Annotated in this window: 24 protein-coding genes; 8 read left to right on the top strand and 16 right to left on the bottom strand. The window is 67.9% G+C overall.

Features of this window, described 5'->3' with window-relative positions; all coding sequences use genetic code 11:
• Positions 1–28: 28 nt before the first annotated feature.
• The 9 genes from lolD to IC535_RS16540 form a co-directional block, all read right to left on the bottom strand.
• Positions 29–742 (bottom strand): lipoprotein-releasing ABC transporter ATP-binding protein LolD, encoded by a 714-nt coding sequence (gene lolD, locus IC535_RS16580; protein WP_228887516.1) that lies wholly within the window; start codon positions 740–742, stop codon positions 29–31.
• Positions 735–1,976 (bottom strand): lipoprotein-releasing ABC transporter permease subunit, encoded by a 1,242-nt coding sequence (locus tag IC535_RS16575; RefSeq protein ID WP_228887517.1) that lies wholly within the window; start codon positions 1,974–1,976, stop codon positions 735–737. Before IC535_RS16575 ends, lolD begins: the two co-directional genes overlap by 8 nt.
• Positions 1,977–1,999: 23 nt before the next feature.
• Entirely contained in the window at positions 2,000–2,449 is a 450-nt protein-coding gene (locus IC535_RS16570) for a hypothetical protein (protein ID WP_228887518.1), read from the bottom strand.
• Positions 2,400–2,648 carry a succinate dehydrogenase assembly factor 2 gene (locus tag IC535_RS16565; RefSeq protein ID WP_038689039.1) on the bottom strand — a complete coding sequence of 83 codons (249 nt, stop codon included), beginning with the start codon at positions 2,646–2,648 and terminating at the stop codon, positions 2,400–2,402. Before IC535_RS16565 ends, IC535_RS16570 begins: the two co-directional genes overlap by 50 nt.
• 120 nt (positions 2,649–2,768) lie before the next feature.
• A complete protein-coding gene (locus IC535_RS16560; RefSeq protein ID WP_088432210.1) occupies positions 2,769–3,554 on the bottom strand; it encodes a succinate dehydrogenase iron-sulfur subunit in 786 nt (261 codons plus the stop codon).
• A 163-nt stretch (positions 3,555–3,717) separates the two neighbouring features.
• Positions 3,718–5,508 carry a succinate dehydrogenase flavoprotein subunit gene (gene sdhA / locus IC535_RS16555; protein WP_228887519.1) on the bottom strand — a complete coding sequence of 597 codons (1,791 nt, stop codon included), beginning with the start codon at positions 5,506–5,508 and terminating at the stop codon, positions 3,718–3,720.
• A gap of 31 nt (positions 5,509–5,539) precedes the next feature.
• A complete protein-coding gene (sdhD, locus tag IC535_RS16550; RefSeq protein WP_228887520.1) occupies positions 5,540–5,926 on the bottom strand; it encodes a succinate dehydrogenase, hydrophobic membrane anchor protein in 387 nt (128 codons plus the stop codon).
• On the bottom strand, positions 5,923–6,315 hold the full coding sequence (gene sdhC, locus IC535_RS16545) for a succinate dehydrogenase, cytochrome b556 subunit (RefSeq protein WP_228887521.1): 393 nt from the start codon (positions 6,313–6,315) through the stop codon (positions 5,923–5,925). Before sdhC ends, sdhD begins: the two co-directional genes overlap by 4 nt.
• A 56-nt stretch (positions 6,316–6,371) precedes the next feature.
• On the bottom strand, positions 6,372–6,545 hold the full coding sequence (locus tag IC535_RS16540; protein WP_228887522.1) for a DUF1674 domain-containing protein: 174 nt from the start codon (positions 6,543–6,545) through the stop codon (positions 6,372–6,374).
• Between the two features lie 39 nt (positions 6,546–6,584).
• On the opposite strand from IC535_RS16540, the gene IC535_RS16535 reads away from it, so the two are divergent.
• Positions 6,585–7,448, top strand: coding sequence for a YgfZ/GcvT domain-containing protein (locus tag IC535_RS16535; protein WP_228887523.1), 864 nt, complete (start codon positions 6,585–6,587; stop codon positions 7,446–7,448).
• A gap of 141 nt (positions 7,449–7,589) precedes the next feature.
• Here the strand turns inward: IC535_RS16535 and IC535_RS16530 are convergent, their stop codons facing one another.
• Positions 7,590–8,684 carry an ABC transporter ATP-binding protein gene (locus IC535_RS16530; protein WP_228887524.1) on the bottom strand — a complete coding sequence of 365 codons (1,095 nt, stop codon included), beginning with the start codon at positions 8,682–8,684 and terminating at the stop codon, positions 7,590–7,592.
• Positions 8,685–9,037: 353 nt separating this feature from the next.
• Between IC535_RS16530 and zwf the strand changes: the two genes are divergently transcribed.
• The 5 genes from zwf (at position 9,038) to IC535_RS16505 (ending at position 15,020) form a co-directional block, all read left to right on the top strand.
• On the top strand, positions 9,038–10,474 hold the full coding sequence (gene zwf, locus IC535_RS16525) for a glucose-6-phosphate dehydrogenase (RefSeq protein ID WP_306433113.1): 1,437 nt from the start codon (positions 9,038–9,040) through the stop codon (positions 10,472–10,474).
• Entirely contained in the window at positions 10,471–11,478 is a 1,008-nt protein-coding gene (gene glk, locus IC535_RS16520; RefSeq protein WP_228887526.1) for a glucokinase, read from the top strand. The genes zwf and glk overlap by 4 nt, the downstream gene beginning before the upstream one ends.
• Entirely contained in the window at positions 11,475–12,197 is a 723-nt protein-coding gene (gene pgl / locus IC535_RS16515) for a 6-phosphogluconolactonase (protein ID WP_228887527.1), read from the top strand. The genes glk and pgl overlap by 4 nt, the downstream gene beginning before the upstream one ends.
• Before the next feature lie 44 nt (positions 12,198–12,241).
• Positions 12,242–14,158, top strand: a complete 1,917-nt coding sequence (gene edd / locus IC535_RS16510; RefSeq protein ID WP_228887528.1) for a phosphogluconate dehydratase — start codon at positions 12,242–12,244, stop codon at positions 14,156–14,158.
• 202 nt (positions 14,159–14,360) lie between these two features.
• Positions 14,361–15,020, top strand: coding sequence for a bifunctional 4-hydroxy-2-oxoglutarate aldolase/2-dehydro-3-deoxy-phosphogluconate aldolase (locus IC535_RS16505; RefSeq protein ID WP_228887529.1), 660 nt, complete (start codon positions 14,361–14,363; stop codon positions 15,018–15,020).
• Positions 15,021–15,130: 110 nt separating this feature from the next.
• Here the strand turns inward: IC535_RS16505 and IC535_RS16500 are convergent, their stop codons facing one another.
• From IC535_RS16500 to ispG, 3 genes are all read right to left on the bottom strand, one after another.
• The gene (locus IC535_RS16500; RefSeq protein WP_228887530.1) at positions 15,131–15,778 is read right to left on the bottom strand and encodes a response regulator; all 648 of its coding nucleotides are present in this window, start codon (positions 15,776–15,778) and stop codon (positions 15,131–15,133) included.
• A gap of 221 nt (positions 15,779–15,999) precedes the next feature.
• The gene (locus IC535_RS16495; protein ID WP_228887531.1) at positions 16,000–16,707 is read right to left on the bottom strand and encodes a phosphatase PAP2 family protein; all 708 of its coding nucleotides are present in this window, start codon (positions 16,705–16,707) and stop codon (positions 16,000–16,002) included.
• A complete protein-coding gene (gene ispG, locus IC535_RS16490) occupies positions 16,688–17,953 on the bottom strand; it encodes a flavodoxin-dependent (E)-4-hydroxy-3-methylbut-2-enyl-diphosphate synthase (RefSeq protein WP_228887532.1) in 1,266 nt (421 codons plus the stop codon). Before ispG ends, IC535_RS16495 begins: the two co-directional genes overlap by 20 nt.
• 143 nt (positions 17,954–18,096) lie before the next feature.
• Between ispG and IC535_RS16485 the strand changes: the two genes are divergently transcribed.
• Positions 18,097–19,323, top strand: a complete 1,227-nt coding sequence (locus IC535_RS16485; RefSeq protein ID WP_228887533.1) for an ATP-binding protein — start codon at positions 18,097–18,099, stop codon at positions 19,321–19,323.
• On the top strand, positions 19,320–19,889 hold the full coding sequence (locus tag IC535_RS16480; RefSeq protein WP_228887534.1) for a response regulator transcription factor: 570 nt from the start codon (positions 19,320–19,322) through the stop codon (positions 19,887–19,889). Before IC535_RS16485 ends, IC535_RS16480 begins: the two co-directional genes overlap by 4 nt.
• Positions 19,890–19,925: 36 nt before the next feature.
• On the opposite strand, the gene IC535_RS16475 is transcribed toward IC535_RS16480, so the two are convergent.
• From IC535_RS16475 to panD, 3 genes are read right to left on the bottom strand one after another with little or no spacing between them, the layout of a single operon-like run.
• Entirely contained in the window at positions 19,926–20,363 is a 438-nt protein-coding gene (locus IC535_RS16475) for an XVIPCD domain-containing protein (RefSeq protein ID WP_228887535.1), read from the bottom strand.
• 13 nt (positions 20,364–20,376) lie between these two features.
• Complete coding sequence (gene pgi / locus IC535_RS16470) at positions 20,377–21,891, bottom strand: glucose-6-phosphate isomerase (protein ID WP_228887536.1); 1,515 nt, start codon at positions 21,889–21,891, stop codon at positions 20,377–20,379.
• Complete coding sequence (gene panD, locus IC535_RS16465; protein ID WP_228887537.1) at positions 21,888–22,268, bottom strand: aspartate 1-decarboxylase; 381 nt, start codon at positions 22,266–22,268, stop codon at positions 21,888–21,890. The genes pgi and panD overlap by 4 nt, the downstream gene beginning before the upstream one ends.
• Positions 22,269–22,360 lie beyond the last annotated feature (92 nt).

Here is a 22,360-nt window from a genome sequence, read left to right as displayed (position 1 = left end):
GGCCGCCGCCGGCCATTCAGCGCCCAGCTCAGACCTGGCTGTGGGCCAGCGCGTGCAGCCGCCCTTCGCGCAGTTCCAGCACGCGGTCCAGCTTGCGCGCCAGGCTGCGGTCGTGGGTCACCAGCACCAGGGAGGTGTGGTGGGCGCGGTTGAGTTCCAGCATCAGCTCGAACACCGTCGCGGCGGTCTTGTCGTCCAGGTTGCCGGTGGGTTCATCGCCGAGCACGCAGGCCGGTCGGTTGACCAGCGCACGGGCGACGGCGGCGCGCTGGCGCTCGCCACCGGACAGCTCGCCCGGCTTGTGGTCCATGCGATGGCCCAGCCCCACCGACTCCAGCAGCGCGCGGGCACGCGCGGACGCGGTGGCCACGCTGTCGCCGCCGAGCAGCACCGGCATCATCACGTTTTCCAGCGCGGTGAACTCCGGCAGCAGGTGGTGGAACTGGTACACAAACCCCAGCGCCTGGTTGCGCAGCTTGCCGCGCTGGCTGTCCGACAGGCCGGACATGGCCTGGCCGGCCACGAACACCTCGCCGGCGGTGGGCGTGTCCAGCCCGCCCAGTAGGTGCAGCAGGGTGCTCTTGCCGGCGCCGGAGGCACCGATGATCGCCACCGTCTCCCCGGCCGTCACGCCCAGCGACAAGCCGTTGAACACCGGGGTGCGCATGCGGCCTTCGGCATAGGTCTTGGCCAGTGCCTCGGCGCGGATCACTTCATCGCCATGCTGCATCGGCTCATTCATAGCGCAGGGCCTCCGCCGGCTGGGTGCGGGCGGCGCGCCACGCGGGGTACAGGGTGGCCAGGAAACTCATGGCCAGGGCGATCAGGGTGATGATGACGATGTCCGGGGTCTGCATGTCGGTGGGCAGGCCGGTGATGTAATACACATCCTCGGGCAGCAGCTTGACGTTGAATACGCTCTCGATCGCGCCCAGGATCCGCTCCAGGTTCAAGGTCAGGGTGATGCCGCCGACCACGCCGAGCACGGTGCCGAAGATGCCGATCAGCGAGCCCTGCACCATGAACACCTGCATCACCCCGCCCGGGGTCAGCCCCAGCGTGCGCAGGATGGCGATGTCGGCCTGCTTGTCGGTGACCAGCATGACCTGCGAGGACACCAGGTTGAACGCGCCCATGGCGATGATCAGCGACAGCAGGATGCCCATCACCACCTTTTCCATGCGCAGCGAGTGGTACAGGTTGGCGTTCTGCTGGGTCCAGTCGCTGACCCGGTAGGCACCGCCCAGGCTGCGGGCCAGATCCACGCCCACCTCCAGCGCCTTGTCCATGTCGTGCAGCTTCAGGCGCACGCCGGTGACCCCGTCCATGCGCAGCACGCGTTCCAGGTCGTCCATGTTGGCGTAGGCCACGCCGCGGTCGATTTCGTTGTAACCGGCCTCGAAGATGCCGCTGACGGTGAAGCGTTTCAGCCGCGGCATCGCCCCGACCGGGGTGCCCTGCACTTCGGCCAGCGTCACCAGCACGGTGTCGCCGACCTCCACGCCCAGCCAGATCGCCAGTTCCTGGCCCACCAGCAGGTTGTAGCTGCCCGGGGTGAGGCTGTCGAAGCTACCCTTCTTGATCTTCTGGTTGATCACCGACACGCCCGGCTCCAGCGCCGGGTCGATGCCCTGCACGATCGCCCCCTGCACGCGCGGGCCGCTGAGCATGCCCTGGATCTCGATGTACGGCGCCGCACCGGACACGCGCGGGTCCTTCTTGGCCACGTCCACCGCACGCTGCCAGTCGGACATCGGCGCGCCGTCGCTGGTGATGGTGGTATGGGCGGTCATCTGCAGCAGGCGGTCGCGGATCTCCTTCTGGAACCCGCTCATCACCGCCAGGGTGGTGATCAGCACGGTCACGCCCAGCGCGATGCCGAGGATGGAGGCCATCGAAATGAAGGAGATGAAGCCATTGCGGCGTTTGGCGCGCAGGTAGCGCAGCCCGATTGAAACAGGTATGGGTTTGAACATGCAGGTGCGCCGGACGATTCAGGCTATGGTGCCACTGCCGGACGTGAACGGGAAATGCAGTGTGCACGCACGGCCAGTCGCAGTTCACGTCGGCGCGCAGGGGCCAGCGTATCGGGCCAGAACAGCCGCCAGCGGTGGCGCCCGCCCTGCCGCCAGCCAAGCTGCAGCAGCACCCCGCGATCGGACAGCTGCAGGTCCTGGACCGCCTGGCCGGCGACCCGCGCCGGGGCCGGGCCGGGCGCAATGACGATGGCCAGGGCCGGTTGGCGCCAGTAGCGCCATGCCTGCAGGCCGCCGCCGGCCACCACCAGCAGCGAGGCCGGCCACCACCAGGCGCCGGGCAGCGCACTGGCATGCAGCGCCCACGGCGCCAGCGCGGTGATCAGCAGCTGCGCGCCGCATTGCCAGCGCGACGGGCGCCATTCAAGCCGGCAGGGCGCGGATCCTGGCGATGAGTGCGGCGGGCTGGGCATGCGGGCATTCCTCGTAACCCATGAACCAACGCCACAACCTATCGTCCTCGCTTTCCAGCAGGAACAGGAAAACCTCGCGTTCTTCGGTAGGTGCCTGCAGCCAGCAACGGTCCAGGTAACGGCCGAACAGCTGGTCCAGCTCGCGCATGCCGCGCCGGCAGCGCCAGCGCAGCTTCTTCAGTTCAGTGGCTTCGTCCATCGACATCGCATTCCTCGGGATGCCGGCCAACCAAGGCCGGAAACAACAGCGGCACCGGACCTTCCGGTCGGTGCCGCCGCAATCGCCGCCCTGGGGGCGGCGATGACATGAATCGCTGGATCAGGCGCGGCGCGCCATCATCAGCTTCTTGATCTCGGCGATCGCCAGGGCCGGGTTCAGCCCCTTCGGGCAGGTCCGCGAGCAATTCATGATGGTGTGGCAGCGGTACAGCTTGAACGGATCTTCCAGCTCGTCCAGGCGTGCGCCGGTGTCCTCATCGCGCGAGTCGATGATCCAGCGGTAGGCCTGCAGCAGGATCGCCGGGCCCAGGTAACGCTCGCCGTTCCACCAGTAGCTCGGGCAGCTGGTCGAGCAGCACGCGCACAGGATGCACTCGTACAGGCCGTCCAGCTTCTTGCGGTCTTCCGGCGACTGCAGGCGCTCGCGGTCCGGCGGCGGCGGGGTCTGGGTACGGATCCACGGCTTGATCGAGGCGTACTGCGCGTAGAAGTGGGTCAGGTCCGGCACCAGATCCTTGACCACGCTCATGTGCGGCAGCGGGTAGATCGGCACTTCGGCCTTGCCGCAGTCGGCAATCGCACGGGTGCAGGCCAGCGTGTTGGTGCCGTCGATGTTCATCGCGCACGAACCGCAGATGCCCTCGCGGCACGAACGACGGAAGGTCAGGGTCGGATCGATCTCGTTCTTGATCTTGATCAACGCGTCCAGGACCATCGGGCCGCAGGCGTCCAGATCGATCTCATACGTATCGGTGCGCGGATTGCTGTCGTCGTCGGGACTCCAGCGGTAGATCTTGAAGGTGCGGGTGTTCTTCGCACCGGTCTGGGCGGGGAAGTGCTTGCCCTTTCCGATCTTGGAATTCTTGGGGAGGGAAAACTCGGCCATGGCTGTTCTCGTTGGCTCAGGCGGCTCGCGCTGCAAAGCAGGCGCGGGTAGCACGGAAGATGAGGAAGTCGACACCACCGGGCAGCGGCGCACGCGCCACCCCACCCGTGCGGGTGGCGGCGGTCGCGAGCGCTGCGTGAACGGAGGTCATGCCGCAGGTCTGTCAGTAAACGCGCGGCTTGGGCGGGACGACGTCCACGTCCTTGCTCAGCGTGTACATGTGGACCGGACGGTAGTCGAACTCGCACTTGCCGTTTTCGTCGACGTTGACCAGCGTGTGCTTCTGCCAGTTGACGTCGTCGCGGTCCGGGAAGTCCTCATGCGCATGCGCGCCGCGGCTTTCCTTGCGCTGTTCGGCCGAGTTGATCGTCGCCACCGCGTTGAGCAGCAGGTTGTTCAGCTCGTAGGTTTCGATCAGGTCCGAGTTCCACACCAGCGAACGGTCGGAGACCTTGACGTCCTGGAAGGAGTCGAAGATCTCGGCCATCTTGCTGCAGCCCTCTTCCAGCGTCTTGCTGGTACGGAACACCGCCGCGTCGTTCTGCATGGTGCGCTGCATGCGATCGCGGATGACCGAGGTCGGGGTGTCGCCGTTGGCGTAACGCAGCTTGTCGAGCAGGCCCAGGGCCTTGTCGCAGGCATCGGACGGCAGGGTCTTGTGCGGTGCGCCGGACTTGATGGTGTCGGCGCAGCGGTTGGCCACCGCACGGCCGAACACGACCAGATCCAGCAGCGAGTTGGAGCCCAGGCGGTTGGCGCCATGCACCGACACGCAGGCCGCCTCGCCGATGGCGTACAGGCCCGGCACCACCGCATCGGGGTTGTCGCCGACCTTGCGCACCACTTCGCCGTGGTAGTTGGTCGGGATGCCGCCCATGTTGTAGTGCACGGTCGGGATGACCGGGATCGGCTGCTTGTGCACGTCCACGCCGGCGAAGATGCGCGCGCTTTCGGCGATGCCCGGCAGCTTGTCGTCGATGACGCCCGGCCCCAGGTGGGTCAGGTCAAGCAGGATGTGGTCCTTGTGCTCGCCGACGCCGCGGCCTTCGCGGATCTCGATGGTCATCGAACGCGACACCACGTCGCGCGACGCCAGATCCTTGTAGTGCGGTGCATAGCGCTCCATGAAGCGCTCGCCGTTGCTGTTGCGCAGGATGCCGCCTTCGCCGCGCACGCCTTCGGTGATCAGGCAGCCCGCGCCGTAGATACCGGTCGGGTGGAACTGCACGAACTCCATGTCCTGCATCGGCAGGCCGGCACGCATGACCAGACCGCCGCCGTCGCCGGTGCAGGTGTGGGCCGAGGTGGCGCTGAAGTAGGCGCGGCCGTAGCCGCCGGTGGCCAGCACCACGCCGTGGGCGCGGAACAGGTGCAGCGAGCCGTCGGCCATGTCCAGCGCGAGCACGCCGCGGCAGACGCCTTCGTCATCGAAGATCAGGTCGAGCGCGAAGTACTCGATCATGAAGCGCGCGTTGTGCGCCAGCGACTGCTGGTACAGCGTGTGCAGCATGGCGTGGCCGGTACGGTCGGCCGCCGCGCAGGTACGCTGCGCCGACGGGCCTTCGCCGTACTTGGTGGTCATGCCGCCGAACGGGCGCTGGTAGATCTTGCCCTCTTCGGTACGGCTGAACGGCACGCCGTAGTGTTCCAGCTCGATGATGGCCGGGATCGCTTCGCGGCACATGTACTCGATGGCGTCCTGGTCGCCCAGCCAATCCGAACCCTTGATGGTGTCGAAGAAGTGGTAACGCCAGTCGTCCTCGCCCATGTTGCCCAGCGCGGCGGAAATACCGCCCTGCGCGGCCACGGTGTGCGAACGGGTCGGGAAGACCTTGGTCAGGCAGACGGTCTGCAGGCCCTTGGCCGCCAGACCGAACGTGGCGCGCAGACCGGCACCGCCGGCGCCGACCACGACCATGTCGTACTTGTGTTCGGTAATTTTGTAAGCGGACATCTAATCTGGATTCCTGTCTTGGTGCCTGGGCTCAGGCCACGCCGAGCGCAATGCGGGCGACCGCGAACACACTGATGATCGCGCCGAGCACCGCGATGAACTTCACCGTGGTCTGCAGCGCCAGGGCCAGCAGCGAGTTGTGGATGTAGTCTTCCAGCACGACCTGCAGGCCGAGCTGGGCGTGCCAGAACGTGGCCACCAGGAAACCGACCAGCAGCACTGCGTTCCACGGCTTGGACACCGCCTCGGTGGCGGCCACGTAATCGGCGCCGATCAGGCTCAGCACGAACACCAGGAACCAGATGGTCAGCCCGACCAGCGCGGTGGCGGTGAGGCGTTGCATCACGAAGTGTTCGGTACCGGTCTTGGCAGCGCCAAGGCCGCGCACGTTCTTCAGCGGAGTACGGTACTTGTTCATGCGGCGGCTCCGGCGAACACGTAGGCCCACACCAGCGCGGTGAGCACCAGGCTGGCGAATACCGAAATCCAGCTGCTGCGCACGAAGGCGGGGATGGAGAAACCGATCGCGAAGTCCTGCACGATGTGGCGCAGGCCATTGCACAGGTGGTAGGCAAACGACCAGGTCCATGCGAACAGGAACAGCTTGCCGTACCAGCTGCCGGCATGGCCGGTGAAGCAGCTCCAAGATTCAGGGCCCATCATCAGGGCGAGCAGGCCGCCGGCGATGATCAGGGCTCCAACAGACAGAAAGATGCCGGTGGCTCGATGCAGGATCGAGGTGGCCATCTGAATCTGCCAGCGATACACCTGAAGGTGCGGGGAAAGGGGACGTTCTCTGGCGGCCATTCGCTGGGCTCGTTGTCTCGGCTGGGCGGCGCAATGCCGCGTTGGCTCAATGCTGATCAGAAATCGATGCAGCGTCCGTTTTTTTCCCAGTCTCCATACCGCACCGGATCAAGTCCGCCGCGGCCGCCGATTTCCACAGGCACCGCCGGGGTCTGCGGAAGCGGCTGCTTCTGTTCGACCTGCGGGGCTTGGGGTTCGGATTCTGGAGTGGGGGTTGTTTGGCCTATCATGGGTGTTCTCGCAACGCACAAATTTTAGACCCCGTTCACGTGCCTGACAACCTGCCCCTCGATTTTCCCGCGTATCCGCGCCTGCCTGGCCACCAGCTGCTCAGCCTGGATGGCCCCGATGCGGCGGCGTTCGCCCATGCCCAATTCTCCAGCGACGTCACCGCCCTGCCCCTGCGGCACTGGCAGTGGAGCGCCTGGTTGAACGCCAAGGGCCGCACCATTGCTGTGTTCCAGCTGCTTCGGGTGGATCCGGAACAGGTGCTGCTGGTGCTCGCCGACGGCGATGCCGATGCGATTGCTTCGCAATTGCAGCGTTTCGTGTTCCGCCGCAAGGTCAAGGTCGCGGTGCGCCAGGACCTGGGCGTGGCCGGCAGTTTCGCGGCGCCGGAAGCGGCGTCGGGCGCGGCAATCGCGGTTGACGGTGAGACGCTGGAGCTGGATCTGGGCAGCGACGCCCTGCCGCGCACGCTGCGCATCGGCGCCGTGCACGGCGCCGCGCTGCCCGACGATGCGGCCTTCGCCCTGGCCTGGCGCCAGGCCGACCTGCGCCATGGCCTGCCGCGGCTGGACGCCGGCCAGCGCGAACAATGGACGCCGCAGCAGCTGGGGCTGGACCGGTTGAACGGTTACAGCGTCAAGAAGGGCTGCTATCCGGGCCAGGAGATCGTGGCGCGCACCCATTTCCTGGGCAAGGCCAAGCGCGCCCTGCAGCTGCTGCGGGTGGCCGACGGCACCGCCAGCGGCGCGCAGGTACAGCAGAACGGCGGGGCGATCGGCAGCATTGCCAGCGTGGCCGGCGATCTGGCCTTGGCGGTGCTGCCGCTGGAGATTGCGGCAGACCCCCTGTCCGTGGACGGCATTGAGGCAGTGCACCTGCCGCTGCTGGACGGCCTGGCCCGGTAGGCATCGACCGTTGGCCGATGCGTAGGTGGCCCGCCGGCATCGCGGTCACGACCAACGGTCGCGACCTACCGCACGGACAGGTAGGCATCGACCGTTGGTCGATGCATGCCTGACCCGCCGACGGTTGGTCGGCGCGCCCGCTCAATCGGCCGCGTTCAACCGCTCGCCGCTATCGGCATCGAAGAAATGCAGCCCCTGCGGATGGATCGCCACGGCGATGGTTTCGCCCACCTTCGGCAGCGCCTGCGGGGCCACGCGCATCACCAGCGGCTGGCCGCCGGCGGTCATGTTGACGAAGATTTCGTTGCCGACCGGCTCGATGCCGTCGATGGTGGCCACCAGCGCGGTCGCACCCCCGGCCGCGGCCGGCTGCAGATGCTCCGGGCGCACGCCCACCGCGAGCGTCCGGCCGATCCAGGCCGGGTCGATCGTGGCCTGGCCCAGCGGCGCGGTCAGCTGCGCCTGGCGCACTTCCACGCCGTTGTCGCCCTGCTGCAGGGTGCCGCGCAGCACGTTCATCGCCGGGCTGCCCAGGAAACCGGCCACGAACAGGTTGGCCGGGCGATCGTACAACGCCATCGGCGTGTCGATCTGCTGGATCACCCCGTCCTTGAGCACCACGATGCGCTGGCCCAGGGTCATCGCCTCGACCTGGTCGTGGGTCACGTAGATCATGGTGGTGCCCAGCTTGCGGTGCAGCTGCGCGATTTCGGTGCGCACGCTGTGGCGCAGCTTGGCGTCCAGGTTGGACAGCGGTTCATCGAGCAGGAACACCGCCGGCTCGCGCACCAGCGCCCGGCCCAGCGCCACGCGCTGGCGCTGGCCGCCGGACATGGCCTTGGGCAGCTTGTCCAGCATCTCGGTCAGGCCCAGCGTTTCGGCGGCCTCGTTGACCCGCCTGGCGATGGTGGCCTTGTCGTGCCCGCGCAGCTTCAGGCCGAACGCCAGGTTCTCGGCCACGGTCATGTGCGGGTACAGCGCATAGCTCTGGAACACCATGGCGATGTCGCGGTCCTTGGGCGCCACGTCGTTGACCACCCGGTCGCCGATGCTCAGCGTGCCGCCACTGATTTCCTCCAGCCCGGCGACCATGCGCAGCAAGGTCGACTTGCCGCACCCGGACGGCCCGACCAGCACCATCAACTCACCATCGGCCACTTCGAAGGTCGCGCCCTGGACGGCCACCTGGCCGTTGTCGTAGACCTTGCGCACGCCCTGCAACTGCACTTTTGCCATGTCACCCATTCCAGTCCGCCCGCTACCGGGCTGTTGATACGGAACTGCCCTCGGCCCTCCCGATGGCAGGTCGATGGCGTGGTGCCGCATGACGGCGACCACTGCAATCGAATACAGTCTGCGCATTCTGCCATGTAAACGTTTTCACGTGGCAGTATCCAAGGTCGGTCATGCGCACGACGCACCTTCGGGGCCAGATTGTCCCCGGTACGCCACGTGCATAGGCCATCATGGGTTGGCACCTGCCTGTTCATGTTGCCCTGCAACAACTGGACAAAGCATACAACCCGTACCCCGAGAACATAGACGAGAAGCGATTGACAACGATGTCACCCGGATCTGAAACTCGAGCGATGCACGACACCCTCTTCCTGTTTGGCGCCACAGGCGACCTGGCCCAGCGCTATCTGTTCCCCTCCCTGCTGCGCCTGCTCGGCGACGGCCTGCTGCCGGAGGACTTCAAGATCCGCGCACTGGCCCTGTCCGCGCACGACACCGAGGGTTTCCGCGAAATCCTGCGGCCGCGCCTGCAGCAGGCGATGCCGCAGGCCAGCCAGGACGACATCCAGTCGCTGCTGGCGCGCATCGATTACCGCTCGGTGGACCTGCGCAATCCGGACTCGGTGGCCGAGTCGGTCAGCGACCTGGTCAACCGCCACTGCGTCAGCTACCTGGCCATTCCGCCGGGCCTGTACATTTCCACCTGCGAGGGCCTGGCCAAGGGCGGCGCACTGGCCGCGCCGCACCGGCTGATGCTGGAAAAGCCGATCGGCAGCGACAGCGCCAGCGCCGAGGAAATCATCTCCACCATCGGCCAGTGGATCGATGAAGACCGGGTGTTCCGCCTGGACCACTACCTGGGCAAGGCCGCGGTACAGAACCTGATCGCGCTGCGCTTCGGCAACACGCTGCTGGAGGCGGTGTGGAACCGCAACTACATTGAGTCGGTGCACATCGTTGTGGCCGAAAGCGAAGGCGTGGACGGCCGCGATGCCTACTACGCCCGCTCCGGCGCGCTGCGCGACATGGTCCAGAGCCACATCCTGCAACTGCTGTGCCTGGTGGCGATGGAGCCGCCGGCCTCGCTGGAAGCCGATCGCATCCGCGATGAGAAGGTCAAGGTGCTGCGTGCGCTGCGCCCGCTCGATGCCAAGCACGCCGCGCGCGACAGCGTCCGCGGCCGCTACACCGCCGGCACCATCAACGGCCAGCCCGCGCAGGCCTACCAGCCGCCGGAAGGCAGCGATGTGGAGACCTTCGCCGGGGTCACCGCGCATATCGACAACTGGCGCTGGTCCGGGGTGCCGTTCCACCTGGTCACCGGCAAGCGCCTGGCCGAGCGCACCACCCGCGTGGTGGTCACGCTCAAGCCGGTCACCCACTGGCTGTTCGAGCGCCCGCACCGCGGCAACGCCACCCCCAACCGCATCACCTTCCAGCTGCAGCCGCAGGAAAACATCGAGCTGGGCCTGATGAGCAGCCTGGCCGGCCCGGAATGGGGCGCGCTGGAACTGCACCCGCTGGAACTGGAACTGTCGGTCCCCACCGGCCTGCACCGTCGCATCGCCTACGAGCGGCTGTTCCTGGATGCCTTCAACGGCAACCACGCGCTGTTCGTGCGCGATGACGAAGTGCGCGCGGCCTGGGCCTGGATCGACAGCGTCAGCGATGCCTGGAAGGCCGCCAAGCTGCCGCTGCAGCCCTACCCGGCCGGGCAATGGGGCCCGGAAGAAGCCGCCGGCTTCCTGCCCGTCGATGCCGACGCCAGTGGCAAGGACGGCACGGCATGACGGCGCAGAACCAGCCGGTGCTGGTCGCCGACATCGGTGGCACCAATGCCCGCTTCGCGCTTGCCGACACCCAGCTGGCCGCGCCCCTGCAGCAGGACAGCATCCGCGAATTCGCGGTCGCCCAGTTCCCCTCGCTTGGCGATGCCGCGCGCCACTATCTGGAGCAGGTCGGCGCCGAAGCCAGGCGCGGGGTGTTCGCGGTCGCCGGGCGCGTGGACGGTGACGAGGCGCGCATCACCAACCATCCGTGGGTGATCTCGCGGATGCGCACCGCGCACATGCTCGGCTTCGGCGAACTGCACCTGATCAACGATTTCGCCGCACAGGCGATGGCCATTTCGCTGCTGCAGCCGCAGGACGTGATCCAGGTCGGCGGCGCGGCATGGGTGCCGGGCACGCCCGGCCAGCCGCGCAACTACGCAGTGATCGGCCCGGGCACCGGCTTGGGCGTGGGTGGGTTGATCCTGCGCCATGGCCGCTGCTATCCGCTGGAAACCGAAGGCGGCCACGTCAGCTTCCCGCCGGGCACGCCGGAGGAAATCCGCATCCTGGAAATCCTGTCCGAACAGTTCGGCCGGGTCTCCAATGAACGGTTGATCTGCGGCCCGGGCCTGGTCAACATCCACCGTGCGGTATGCGAGATGGCCAACATCGATCCGGGCCAGCTGCAGCCGGTGGATGTCACCGCCCGCGCCCTGCACGGCGATCCGCAGGCGATGCGCACGGTGGACGTGTTCTGCGCGGTGTTCGGCGCCATCGCCGGCGACCTGGTGCTGATGCAGGGCGCTTGGGACGGGGTATTCCTGACCGGCGGGCTGACCCCGAAGATGCTGGATTCGCTGCAGCATTCCGGCTTCCGCCAGCGCTTCGAACACAAGGGCCGCTTCTCCTCGATCATGGCCCGGGTGCCCTCGCTGGCGGTGATGCATCCGCATGCCGGCCTGCTCGGTGCGGCCGCCTACGCCGCCGATGTCGAACGCGACCTGCCCGGAGGCAACGCATGAACACCTTGGACATTTCCGATCGTTACACCCTGGTCCGCCATGGCGATGCCGATGCCTGGATCGAGGCCGTCGCCGCTGAAATGGCGCAGGCGCTCAACCACGACATCGCCGCGTTCGGGCGTGCACGCATGCTGCTGTCCGGCGGCACCACGCCGGCGCCGGTATACCAGGCGCTGGCCGAGCTGGACGTGCACTGGGACCGGGTCGAAGTGAGCCTGGTCGATGAGCGCTGGCTGTCGCCGCAGGACCGCGACAGCAATGCCTGGCTGGTGCGCGAGAGCTTCCTCACCCGTGCCGAAGGCGCGCACTTCGATCCGCTGGTGCGGGTCGGCAAGCCGCTGCCCGAGTGCGTCTACACCGCCAACCTGCAGGCCCAGCACACCCAGGCGCCGTGCCTGAGCGTGCTCGGCATGGGCAACGACGGGCATACCGCCTCGCTGTTCCCCGGCTCCAGGGACCTGGCCCGCGCACTGGAAAGCACCCTGCCCTACGCCGCGCTGGACGCCACCGGCTGCCCCGGCGCCAACCAGTGGCCGCTGCGCATCACGCTGACCCCGCATGGGTTGAAGCAGAGCCGCCAACGCCTGCTGCTGCTGCGCGGCAAGCAGAAGCTGGAAGTGCTCAGGCAGGCGCTGGAAAGCAACAACCCACAGCTGTATCCCATCCTCAATGCGATCGATCTCGACGGCGCGAAACTGCGCATCCACTGGTGCGACTGATCGTGCCCGGTGTCGTTCGTTCGCCCTCTCATAGCCGGTAGCCAATGAGCCTGCATCCCACACTTCATGCCATCACCGAGCGCATCGTCCAGCGCAGCGTCGCCTCACGCGCGGCCTACCTGGCCGGCATCGACGCCGCGCTGCGCGAAGGTCCGTTCCGTTCGCGCCTGAGCTGCGGCAACCTTGCCCACGGCTTCGCCGCCTGCGGCCCGACCGACAAGTCGCGCCTGCGCGGCGGGGTCACCCCGAACCTGGGCATCGTCACCGCCTACAACGACATGCTCTCGGCCCACCAGCCGTTCGAGCACTACCCGGAGATCCTGCGCGATACCGCGCGCGCGATGGGCGCCACCGCCCAGGTCGCCGGCGGCGTACCGGCGATGTGCGACGGTGTCACCCAGGGCCGCGGCGGCATGGAGCTGTCGCTGTTCTCGCGCGATGTGATCGCCCAGGCCACCGCGATCGGGCTGAGCCACGACATGTTCGACGCCAGCGTCTATCTGGGCGTGTGCGACAAGATCGTGCCGGGCCTGCTGATCGGCGCGCTGGCGTTCGGCCACCTGCCGGCGATCTTCCTGCCGGCCGGGCCGATGACCCCGGGCATTCCCAACAAGCAGAAGGCCGAGGTGCGCGAACGCTATGCCGCCGGTCTGGCCTCGCGCGAGGAGCTGCTGGAAGCCGAAGCGGCGTCCTACCACGGCGCCGGCACCTGCACCTTCTACGGCACCGCCAATTCCAACCAGACCCTGCTCGAGGCGATGGGCGTGCAGTTGCCGGGCGCCTCGTTCGTCAACCCCGATACCCCGCTGCGCGATGCATTGACCCGCCGCGCGGCCGAACGTGCGCTGGAAATCTGCGCGCTGGGCGATGATTTCCGTCCGCTCGGCCGCTTGATTGACGAACGCGCGATCGTCAATGCGGTGGTCACCCTGATGGCCACCGGTGGTTCGACCAACCACACCATCCACTGGATCGCGGTGGCGCGTGCGGCCGGCATCGTACTGACCTGGGACGACATGGACCAGCTGTCGCAGCTGATTCCGCTGCTGGCGCGGGTGTACCCGAACGGCGAGGCCGACGTGAATCGTTTTGCCGCCGCCGGTGGTACCGCGTTCGTGTTCCGCGAACTGATGGAGGCCGGGCTGATGCATGCCGACCTGCAGACCGTGGCCGAAGGCGGCATGGCCCAGTACGGCCAGGAGCCGGCGCTGCGCGAGGGCAAGCTGATCTACCTGGACGGCGTGCGCGACAGTGCCGACCCGGACGTGGTGCGCGGGGTGGCCGCGCCGTTCGAAGCCCAGGGCGGGCTGCGCCTGCTGCGCGGCAACCTGGGCCGTTCGCTGATCAAGCTGTCGGCGGTGAAGCCGCAGTTCCGCACGATCGAAGCGCCGGCGGTGGTGGTCGATGCGCCGCAGGTGCTCAACAAGCTGCATGCCGCCGGGGTGCTGCCGCACGACTTCATCGCGGTGGTGCGTTTCCAGGGTCCGCGCGCCAATGGCATGCCGGAACTGCATTCGCTGGCGCCGCTGCTGGGCCTGCTGCAGAACCAGGGCCGGCGCGTGGCGCTGGTCACCGATGGCCGTCTGTCGGGCGCGTCGGGCAAGTTCCCGGCGGCGATCCACATGACCCCGGAAGCCTCGCGCGGCGGTCCGCTGGCGCGCGTGCGCGAGGGCGACATGATCCGCTTGGACGGCGAGGCCGGCACGCTGGAGCTGCTGGTGGATGCGGCCGAGTTCGCCGCGCGCGCACCGGCGGCGAACACCGCACCGGCCGCGCATGACCTGGGCCGCAACCTGTTCGCGATGAACCGCCGCCTGGTCGGCCCGGCCGACCAGGGCGCGATTTCGATTTCGTGCGGGCCGGCCACCGCCGAGGGCGACATCTGGAACTACGACGCCGAGTACGAGTTGGGGCATGACGCTTCGGCGGCGTTGGCGCCGCATGAGTCCAAGGACGCCTGATACGTTTGAAGCCAACGGCAGCGGTTGGACTCCCTGGCTGAGGCAGCGGCGTGCCCCCATTCGGGACACGCCGTGAACCCATCCATGGGGCCTCGTAGAAAACGTCCTTGTTTTCTACGGTCCCGAATGGGGGCCCGCCACTGCCTCACGACATATCGCGGCGCCTCCCTGCGCCGCATGATCCGGAACAGGAAAAGCGAACATGAGCATTGCCGAACACCAGAAGCGAGCTGAAACCCTGCTGCATGCCGCCGGCATCCTGCCGGTAGTGACCGTGCACACCCTCGACCAGGCGCGCGCGGTGAGCGCGGCGCTGCTGGAAGGCGGCCTGCCGGCGATCGAACTGACCCTGCGTACGCCGGTGGCGATGGAGGCGTTGGCGATGCTCAAGCGCGAGCTGCCGGACGTGGTGGTGGGCGCGGGCACGGTGCTGACGGTGGAGCAGATGCAGCAGGCCATCGATGCGGGCGCGGATTTCTTGGTGACCCCGGGCACGCCGGCGCACATGGCCGACGCGCTGGCGCAGGCGCCACTGCCGGTGGTGCCGGGTGCGGCGTCGCCGACCGAAATGCTGGCGCTGTATGCGCGCGGCTTCCGCGTCTGCAAGCTGTTCCCGGCCTCGGCCGTGGGCGGACTGGCGATGATCAAGGGCCTGGCCGGCCCGATCCCGGACCTGAAGCTGTGCCCGACCGGCGGCATCACCGAGGACACCGCGGCCGAGTACCTGGAGCAGAAGAATGTGGTCTGCATCGGCGGTTCGTGGATGGTGCCGGGCAGCTGGATCGAACATGGCCAGTGGGACAAGGTGCGCGACAGCGCGGCGCAGGCGGCCAGGATCGTGGCACGGGTGCGTTCGCGCTGAGGCGCGTATCGGCGGGCAGCCACGCATGGCGTGGCTCTGCCGGTACGTTGCCGCAACGAAAAACGCCCGGGCATGCCCGGGCGTTTTTTCATGGGGTGCGGCAGCGGGATCTACATCGGCCGCGCCGGATCCACCAGGCCGTACTGGCTGGCCATGCGTGCCAGCGCGATGTTGTCGTGGATGCCCATCTTCTCGAACAGGCGGGCCTTGTGCGTGTTGACGGTCTTGGCGCTCAGGCTCAAGCGCTTGGCGATGTCTTCCTGGCGCAGGCCCTGGGTCAGCAGCAAGGCCACTTCCAGTTCGCGCGGCGACAGCGAATCGAAGGGCGACTGGCTGCCTTCCACGTTGGACAACGCCAGGTTCTGCGCGATGCTGCTGCCCAGGTAACGCCGGCCCAGCGCCGCATCGCGTACCGCGCGCAGCAGTTCCTGCGCATCGCAGCCCTTGCCGATATAGCCGGACGCGCCGGCCTCGAGCAGCCGCTTGGGCATCGGGCCGTCTTCCAGCACCGATACGATCACCACCCGCGTGCCGTGGTCGCCGCGCACCACGCGTTCGGTGACTTCCATGCCGCTCACGCCCGGCAGGTGCAGATCGCACAGCACCACGTCCGGGCGCAGCTGACGGATGTCGGGCAACGCGTCTTCGCCGGAGTCCGCTTCACCGACTACCTCGATATCGGTCTCGTTGGACAGGATCATCTTCATGCCGGTTCGCACCAGCGCATGATCGTCCACCAGATACACTCGAATCGTCATCCACGCACCTCATCAAACGCTGCGAACGGGGCAAGCCTAGCGGCGGGGTAGCGCGATAACAAGGAACACCGCCCCCTGTCACCGCGTTCTGGTGCCCGCATCACACCCTGCTGTCTTGCCCCTTCCCGTATGCCTTTCACCCCAGGCCTTATCGGTTTACATGGCCTATCGGAATCCTGGGACGCCCTGCCGTTTTCGGCACGCCTGACGCCCCGTCCCGCTTACGTCCGGTCTCCCCAGGGATGCCGGCGGCGGAACATGACCAGGAAGCACCCTACCACCCAAACCAGTGCCGCACACCACCCGGCCAGGATGTCGGAGGGGTAATGCACGCCCAGGTAGACCCGCGACACGCTGACCAGCAGGCTGAACGACGGCGCCAGCACCAGCACCGGCCAGCGCCAGCGCGTGTTCCAGGCCAGCAGCACCACGGTGATGGCCAGCGTCATCGAGCCCATCGCATGGCCGCTGGGGAAACTGAACGTGCTTTCCGGCGCGATCGATTCCCACAGGCTGGGCCGGTCGCGCTGGAAGAACTGCTTGCTGCCCACGTTCAGCAGCGCCGAACCGACAAAGCAGATCGCCACGAAACTGGCCTCACGCCAGCGCCGGCGCCACAGCAACGCGGCCACGATCAGCACATCGGCCGGAATCAGGAACCACTCATAGCCCAGCTTGGACAGCAGCACGAAGAACCGGTCCAGGCCCGGCGCATGCAGATCGTGTAGCGTCCACAGCAGCGGCGCGTCGAAATACAGCGCCTCCAGCTCGTGCACTTCATCGGCCAGGGCCACAAAGCCGGCCAGCGGCAGCAGCACGCCCACGAACAGCAGCGCCAGGCGCCAGGCGTTGTGCCCCATCCAGCGGCGGAACCCGGCCGCCGGCTCGGGCGCGGCCAGCACCGTCGGTTTATCCGACGCTGCGGACATACTTGCGTTCGACGTAGTCGTCGATCAGCGCCACGAACTCCTGGGCGATGTTCTCGCCGCGCAGGGTCACGGTCTTTTCGCCGTCGACGAACACCGGCGCGGCCGGGGTTTCACCGGTGCCCGGCAGCGAGATGCCGATGTTGGCGTGGCGCGATTCGCCCGGCCCGTTGACGATGCAGCCCATCACCGCCAGGGTCATGTTCTCCGCGCCGGGGTGGCTGATCTTCCATTCGGGCATTTTCCCGCGCACGTGGTTCTGCACCACCTTGGCCAGTTCCTGGAAGAACTCCGAGGTGGTCCGCCCGCAGCCCGGGCAGGCGGTAACCAGCGGGGTGAAGGCGCGCTGGCCGGTGGTCTGCAGCAGTTCCTGGGCCACGATCACCTCGGCGGTGCGCGACTGGCCCGGTTCGGGAGTGAGCGAAATGCGGATGGTGTCGCCGATCCCTTCCTGCAGCAGCACCGCCAGCGCCGCCGAGGAGGCGACGATGCCCTTGCTGCCGATCCCGGCCTCGGTCAGGCCCAGGTGCAGGGCGAAGTCCGAGCGTTGGGCCAGGTCGCGGTACACCGCGATCAGTTCCTGCACGCCGCTGACCTTGGCCGACAGCACGATGCGGTCGCGCGGCAGGCCCAGCTCCACGGCGGTATGCGCCGAATCCAGCGCCGAGCGGATCAGCGCCTCGCGCAGCACCCGGCCGGCATCCCAGGGCTGGGCGCGCTGGCTGTTCTCGTCCATCAGCCGTGCGGCCAGCGACTGGTCCAGCGAGCCCCAGTTGGCGCCGATCCGCACCGGCTTGTCGTAGCGGATGGCGAACTCGATCAGCTGCGCGAACTGGGTGTCCTTCTTCTTGCCGAAGCCGACGTTGCCCGGGTTGATCCGGTACTTGGCCAGCGCCTGCGCGCAGGCCGGCTCCTGGGTCAGCAGCTGGTGGCCGTTGTAGTGGAAGTCGCCGATCAGGGGCACCTCGATGCCCATCATCTGCAGCTTTTCCACGATCCGCGGGATCGCCGCCGCCGACTCGGGGTTGTTGACGGTCAAGCGCACCATTTCCGAGCCGGCCCGCCACAGTTCGGCCACCTGCTTGACGCTGCCGGCGATGTCGGCGGTGTCGGTGTTGGTCATCGACTGCACCACCACGGGGTGGCCTCCCCCTACGACCACGCCGCCGATACGGACGGACTGGGTCTGGCGGCGGGCCCACACGGTGGTGTCGGAAGGTTGGGTCGGTTGGCTGACGGCGTCGTGCATCGGGCCATTTTAGCGCGCCCGGCGCGCCGGTAGGTGCCAACCGTTGGTTGGCACTCATCTTGGGCGGCCCTCCCGGGGCGGCCGCCGCCGATGCGGCCGATTGTCGCAGGCAGGCCGCGCCGCGAGCGCATAGGATGTGCGCAATGACCGGTACCGACGCCCCCTTCCTCCGCACCTTGTGCAGCCTGCGCTGGCTGGCCGTGGCCGGCCAGGCCACCACCATCCTGGTCGCCAGCTGGGTGCTGGGGCTGGAGCTGCCGCAGTGGCCGCTGTGGTCGGGGGTGGCGGTGCTGGCGCTGTTCAACCTGTACGCCCAGCTGCGCGTGGACGGGGACGATACCGCGCCGCTGACGGCCTTCGGGCATATCCTGGTCGATGTGATCGTGCTGACCTGGATGGTGGGCTGGAGCGGCGGCATCGCCAACCCGTTCGGTTCGCTGTTCCTGATCCTGATCGCGCTGGCCGCGCTGGCCCTGCCGCTGCGCTGGACCCTGGCGGTGGCCGCAGCCTGCCTGATCGGCTATGCGGCCAGCGGCATCTTCGGCCTGCCCCTGCCCAGCGGCTACTTCACCGGCGCGCAGATGCAGCAGTGGGGCGTGGTCTGCAATTTCCTGCTGTCGGCCACCGTGGTACTGGTGTTCGCCACCCGGCTGGCGATCGCCCTGCGCCAGCGCGAGCACGAACTGGCGATGCTGCGCGAACGCTTCGTGCGCAATGAGGGCATCGTCGCCCTGGCCACCCACGCCGCCTCGGTGGCGCATGAACTGAACACCCCGCTGGCGACCATGACCCTGCTGGCCGACGACATCGCCGACCAGAGCGAAAGCAGCGAAATGCGCGACGACGTGGAAACCCTGCGCGAACTGCTGGTGCAGTGCCGCGAGCGGGTGCTGGCGCTGGCCCGGCCGGCTGCCGGCGATGCGCCGGGGCGCGACCGGGTGACCCTGCCGCAGGTGTTGGAACAATGGCGGCTGGTACGCCCGACCATCACGCTCAAGCGCAACGACGATGCGCCGCTGACCCTGCCGCTGGACCCGGGCATCGGCCACCTGCTGATGGTGCTGCTCAACAATGCCGCCGACGCCGGCGAAAAAGCCGAGCGCCCGCAGGTGGACCTGAGCGTGCGCATCGAAGGCGACCACCTGGTCGGCGAAGTCCGCGACTACGGCCACGGCTTCGACGCGCGCCAGGCCGTGCTGCCCGGCACCTTGTTCAACAGCGGCAAGAGCCAGGGCATGGGCGTCGGCCTGGCCCTGTCCCATGCCACCATCGAGCGCCTGGACGGCGAGCTGTGGATGCGCCCGGCCAGTGGTGCCGGTACCCGCGTCGGCTTCCGCCTGCCGCTTTCGTCTCCGGAGACTTCCGCATGACCCTGCCCTCCCCGTCTGCGGCCAGCCATGGCCTGCTGGTCGACGACGACGAACTGTACCTGCGCACGCTGCAGCGCAGCCTGGCCCGCAAGGGCCTGGAAACGGTGACCGCCAGCGATATCGCCTCGGCGCTGCTGCTGGCCCGCCAGCAGCCGCCGGCCTATGCGCTGATCGACCTGAAGCTGGGTGCCGAATCGGGCCTGTCGCTGATCCAGCCGCTGCGCGCGTTGCGCGAGGACATGCGGATCCTGCTGGTTACCGGCTATGCCAGCATCGCCACCGCGGTGGAGGCGATCAAGCTCGGCGCCGACGACTACCTGCCCAAGCCGGCCACGGTGCCGATGATCCTGCGTGCGCTTGGCGAAGAGGACGATGGCCCGGCCGATGACGGCGAGCTGGAACCGCCCGATGCGATGACCCCGATCAGCCGCCTGCAGTGGGAGCATATCCAGCAGGCCATGCACGAAACCGGCGGCAATGTATCGGCCGCTGCGCGCCTGCTGGGCATGCACCGGCGTTCGCTGCAGCGCAAGCTGGCCAAGCGGCCGAGCCCGGAACGCCCGTAACCGGGCTGCCGCGGCAACAGCGGCAGCCCCGGCCGTTCAGCCCTGCGAATGCGGGGCGTGCTGCGGATTCTGCGGCAGCTGCTGCTCGCTGCGTTGGCGGGCCTGGGCCTGACCGTCGACGGCCTGTACCCGTTCGAACGAGGCCGCCACCGGGGTTTCCACGGCCTGTTCGGTGCGCATGTGCGCGCGCAGGTGGGCCGGGTCGTCCAGCGCGCCCTGCACCACGAAGACGTTCTCGCCCGGCTTGGCATGCGTGCCCTGCTGGCTCAGGACCACGTGGTCGACGCGGGTCAACCCGCTCTCCTTGGCCAACGGCAGCAGGCTGGCGGTGAGCCGCTCGCTGGCCTGGTCGAAGCTGCGACCGTGCTGGGCGTCGATCGCGGCCACGCCCTGGCGGATCTGCTGGTACATCGGATGATCGGGATGCCCGGCCTGGTCGGGCGTGGGGCGGCTGGAAGCGGTGTCCTGGTTCATGGTGCGGTCTCCCTCAGCTCTTCAATCGGTCCAGCAGTTCCAGCGTCACCAGGTCGGTGATCGCATGTGGCTGGCCCTGCAATGCCGGCAGCAGCTGGCTGGCCAGTTGTTTGCCCAGCTCCACCCCGAACTGGTCGAAGGCGTTGATGTTCCAGATCAGCGACTGCACGTAGACGGCGTGTTCGTACATGGCGATCAGCGCGCCCAGCGCTTGCGGGGTGAGCGCATCGAGCAGGATCAGGGTGCTCGGGCGGCCGCCGGGGTAGTCGCGGTGCGCATCGTCGCTGCCCTGGCCGTTGGCCAGCGCTTCGGTCTGCGCCAGCAGGTTGGCCATCAACGCCTGGTGGTTGACCAGATAGGGGTCATCGTTGCGCACGCAGCCGATGAAGTCGGCCGGGATCACGCTGGTGCCCTGGTGCAAGGCCTGGAAGAAGCTGTGCTGCACATCGGTACCGGCACCGCCCCACCACACCGGCACGGTATCGCTGGCCACCGGACTGCCGTCCAGCTGCACGCGCTTGCCCAGGCTTTCCATCACCAGCTGCTGCAGGTAGGCCGGCAGCAGCGCCAGGCGCTGGTCGTAGGTCATCACCGCGTGGGTGGCGTGGCCGAGCAGGTTGCGGTTCCAGATATCGGTCAGCGCATGCAGCACCGGCAGGTTCTGCTCCAGCGGCGCGGTGAGCGCGTGCTGGTCCATCTGCGCGGCGCCCTCGAGCAACTGTTCAAAACGCTCGAAGCCGATCGCCAGTGCGATCGGGAAACCGACCGCCGACCACAGCGAATAGCGCCCGCCCACCCAATCCCACATCGGCAGCACGCGGCCGGCGGCGATCGAGAAGGCCTGGGCGGCACGCTCGGGGTTGGCGCTGACCGCATACAGGCGTTCGCTGCCACCCAGCCAGTCGTGCAGGATCTGCCCGTTGAGCAGGGTCTCTTGGGTGCCGAAGGTCTTGGAAATCAGGATGCCGGCGGTAGTGGCCGGGTCCAGCGCGGCCAGCGTGCGTTGCATCGCCGCGCCGTCCACGTTGGAGACGAAATGCACGCGGAAACGCGCGCCGCTGGCCGGGCGCAGCGCATCGGCGACCAGTCGCGGACCGAGGTCGGAGCCACCGATGCCGACACTGACAATATCGGTGACGCCGGTCTTTTCCAGCGCGCCGACCAGCTGGCCCATCTGCGCGCGCACCCCGGCGGCGGTGGCGAAGGCCTCGCCGGCCACCGGCGCACCGCTGAGGTCGCCGCGCAGGGCTGTATGCAGTGCGGCGCGGCCTTCGGTCGGATTGACCGTTTCACCGCGGAACAGGCGCTGGAAACCGCCGGCGACATCGCGCGCGGCGGCCAGCTGCAGCAGTGCGTCCAAGGCCGCGCGGTCGTACTTCTGCCGCGCGAAATTGACGTACAACGGACCGACCCGCAGCCCCAGCGATTGTGCGCGGCCCGGTTCGGCGGCGATCAACGAAGGGATGCTCGCGCCGCGCAGGCGCTGGGCATGGGAGTGGAGCGGGTCGAATCCGTTGGTCTGTGTCATGCGGCCTGGGTCGGGATGCTGTCGTTGGTGTGGGAGATCTGGTTGTTGCCGTCCACGTATACCAACTTCGGCTTGAAGCTGTCAGCTTCCTGCTCGCTCATGCTGGCGAAGGCGGCGATGATGATGATGTCGCCCACCTGCACGTGGCGCGCGGCGCCACCGTTGAGCGAGACCACGCCGCTGCCGGCGTCGGCACGGATGGCATAGGTGGAGAAACGCGCACCATTGGTGACGTCCCAGATATGCACCTGTTCGAACTCGCGGATGCCGGTGGCCTGCAGCAGGTTGTCATCGATGGCGATGGAACCTTCGTAGTTCAGCTCGGAGTGGGTGACGGTGGCGCGGTGGATCTTGGTCTTGAGCAGGGACAGATGCATGGCAACGGGACAACGGTAAAGGAAAGGCAAATTCTAGCACCCACCGGATCGGCGGCAGCTGCCGCCCGCCCCGCCCGGCGCTGCCGGCCGTT

This window comes from Stenotrophomonas rhizophila (genome assembly GCF_020857975.1).
In the GTDB taxonomy this organism is placed as follows: domain Bacteria; phylum Pseudomonadota; class Gammaproteobacteria; order Xanthomonadales; family Xanthomonadaceae; genus Stenotrophomonas; species Stenotrophomonas rhizophila_C.
The sequence above is the reverse complement of the archived record's forward strand: the minus strand, read 5'-3'. Positions and strand labels throughout refer to the sequence as shown.

Bases quoted from the DNA above. Each gene is read 5' to 3' on its own strand.
- lolD (WP_228887516.1), bottom strand. From the start codon at position 742: ATGAATGAGCCGATGCAGCATGGCGATGAAGTGATCCGCGCCGAGGCA.
- IC535_RS16575 (WP_228887517.1), bottom strand. From the start codon at position 1,976: ATGTTCAAACCCATACCTGTTTCAATCGGGCTGCGCTACCTGCGCGCC.
- IC535_RS16570 (WP_228887518.1), bottom strand. From the start codon at position 2,449: ATGCCCAGCCCGCCGCACTCATCGCCAGGATCCGCGCCCTGCCGGCTT.
- IC535_RS16565 (WP_038689039.1), bottom strand. From the start codon at position 2,648: ATGGACGAAGCCACTGAACTGAAGAAGCTGCGCTGGCGCTGCCGGCGC.
- IC535_RS16560 (WP_088432210.1), bottom strand. From the start codon at position 3,554: ATGGCCGAGTTTTCCCTCCCCAAGAATTCCAAGATCGGAAAGGGCAAG.
- sdhA (WP_228887519.1), bottom strand. From the start codon at position 5,508: ATGTCCGCTTACAAAATTACCGAACACAAGTACGACATGGTCGTGGTC.
- sdhD (WP_228887520.1), bottom strand. From the start codon at position 5,926: ATGAACAAGTACCGTACTCCGCTGAAGAACGTGCGCGGCCTTGGCGCT.
- sdhC (WP_228887521.1), bottom strand. From the start codon at position 6,315: ATGGCCGCCAGAGAACGTCCCCTTTCCCCGCACCTTCAGGTGTATCGC.
- IC535_RS16540 (WP_228887522.1), bottom strand. From the start codon at position 6,545: ATGATAGGCCAAACAACCCCCACTCCAGAATCCGAACCCCAAGCCCCG.
- IC535_RS16530 (WP_228887524.1), bottom strand. From the start codon at position 8,684: ATGGCAAAAGTGCAGTTGCAGGGCGTGCGCAAGGTCTACGACAACGGC.
- zwf (WP_306433113.1), top strand. From the start codon at position 9,038: ATGCACGACACCCTCTTCCTGTTTGGCGCCACAGGCGACCTGGCCCAG.
- glk (WP_228887526.1), top strand. From the start codon at position 10,471: ATGACGGCGCAGAACCAGCCGGTGCTGGTCGCCGACATCGGTGGCACC.
- pgl (WP_228887527.1), top strand. From the start codon at position 11,475: ATGAACACCTTGGACATTTCCGATCGTTACACCCTGGTCCGCCATGGC.
- edd (WP_228887528.1), top strand. From the start codon at position 12,242: ATGAGCCTGCATCCCACACTTCATGCCATCACCGAGCGCATCGTCCAG.
- IC535_RS16505 (WP_228887529.1), top strand. From the start codon at position 14,361: ATGAGCATTGCCGAACACCAGAAGCGAGCTGAAACCCTGCTGCATGCC.
- IC535_RS16500 (WP_228887530.1), bottom strand. From the start codon at position 15,778: ATGACGATTCGAGTGTATCTGGTGGACGATCATGCGCTGGTGCGAACC.
- IC535_RS16495 (WP_228887531.1), bottom strand. From the start codon at position 16,707: ATGTCCGCAGCGTCGGATAAACCGACGGTGCTGGCCGCGCCCGAGCCG.
- ispG (WP_228887532.1), bottom strand. From the start codon at position 17,953: ATGCACGACGCCGTCAGCCAACCGACCCAACCTTCCGACACCACCGTG.
- IC535_RS16485 (WP_228887533.1), top strand. From the start codon at position 18,097: ATGACCGGTACCGACGCCCCCTTCCTCCGCACCTTGTGCAGCCTGCGC.
- IC535_RS16480 (WP_228887534.1), top strand. From the start codon at position 19,320: ATGACCCTGCCCTCCCCGTCTGCGGCCAGCCATGGCCTGCTGGTCGAC.
- IC535_RS16475 (WP_228887535.1), bottom strand. From the start codon at position 20,363: ATGAACCAGGACACCGCTTCCAGCCGCCCCACGCCCGACCAGGCCGGG.
- pgi (WP_228887536.1), bottom strand. From the start codon at position 21,891: ATGACACAGACCAACGGATTCGACCCGCTCCACTCCCATGCCCAGCGC.
- panD (WP_228887537.1), bottom strand. From the start codon at position 22,268: ATGCATCTGTCCCTGCTCAAGACCAAGATCCACCGCGCCACCGTCACC.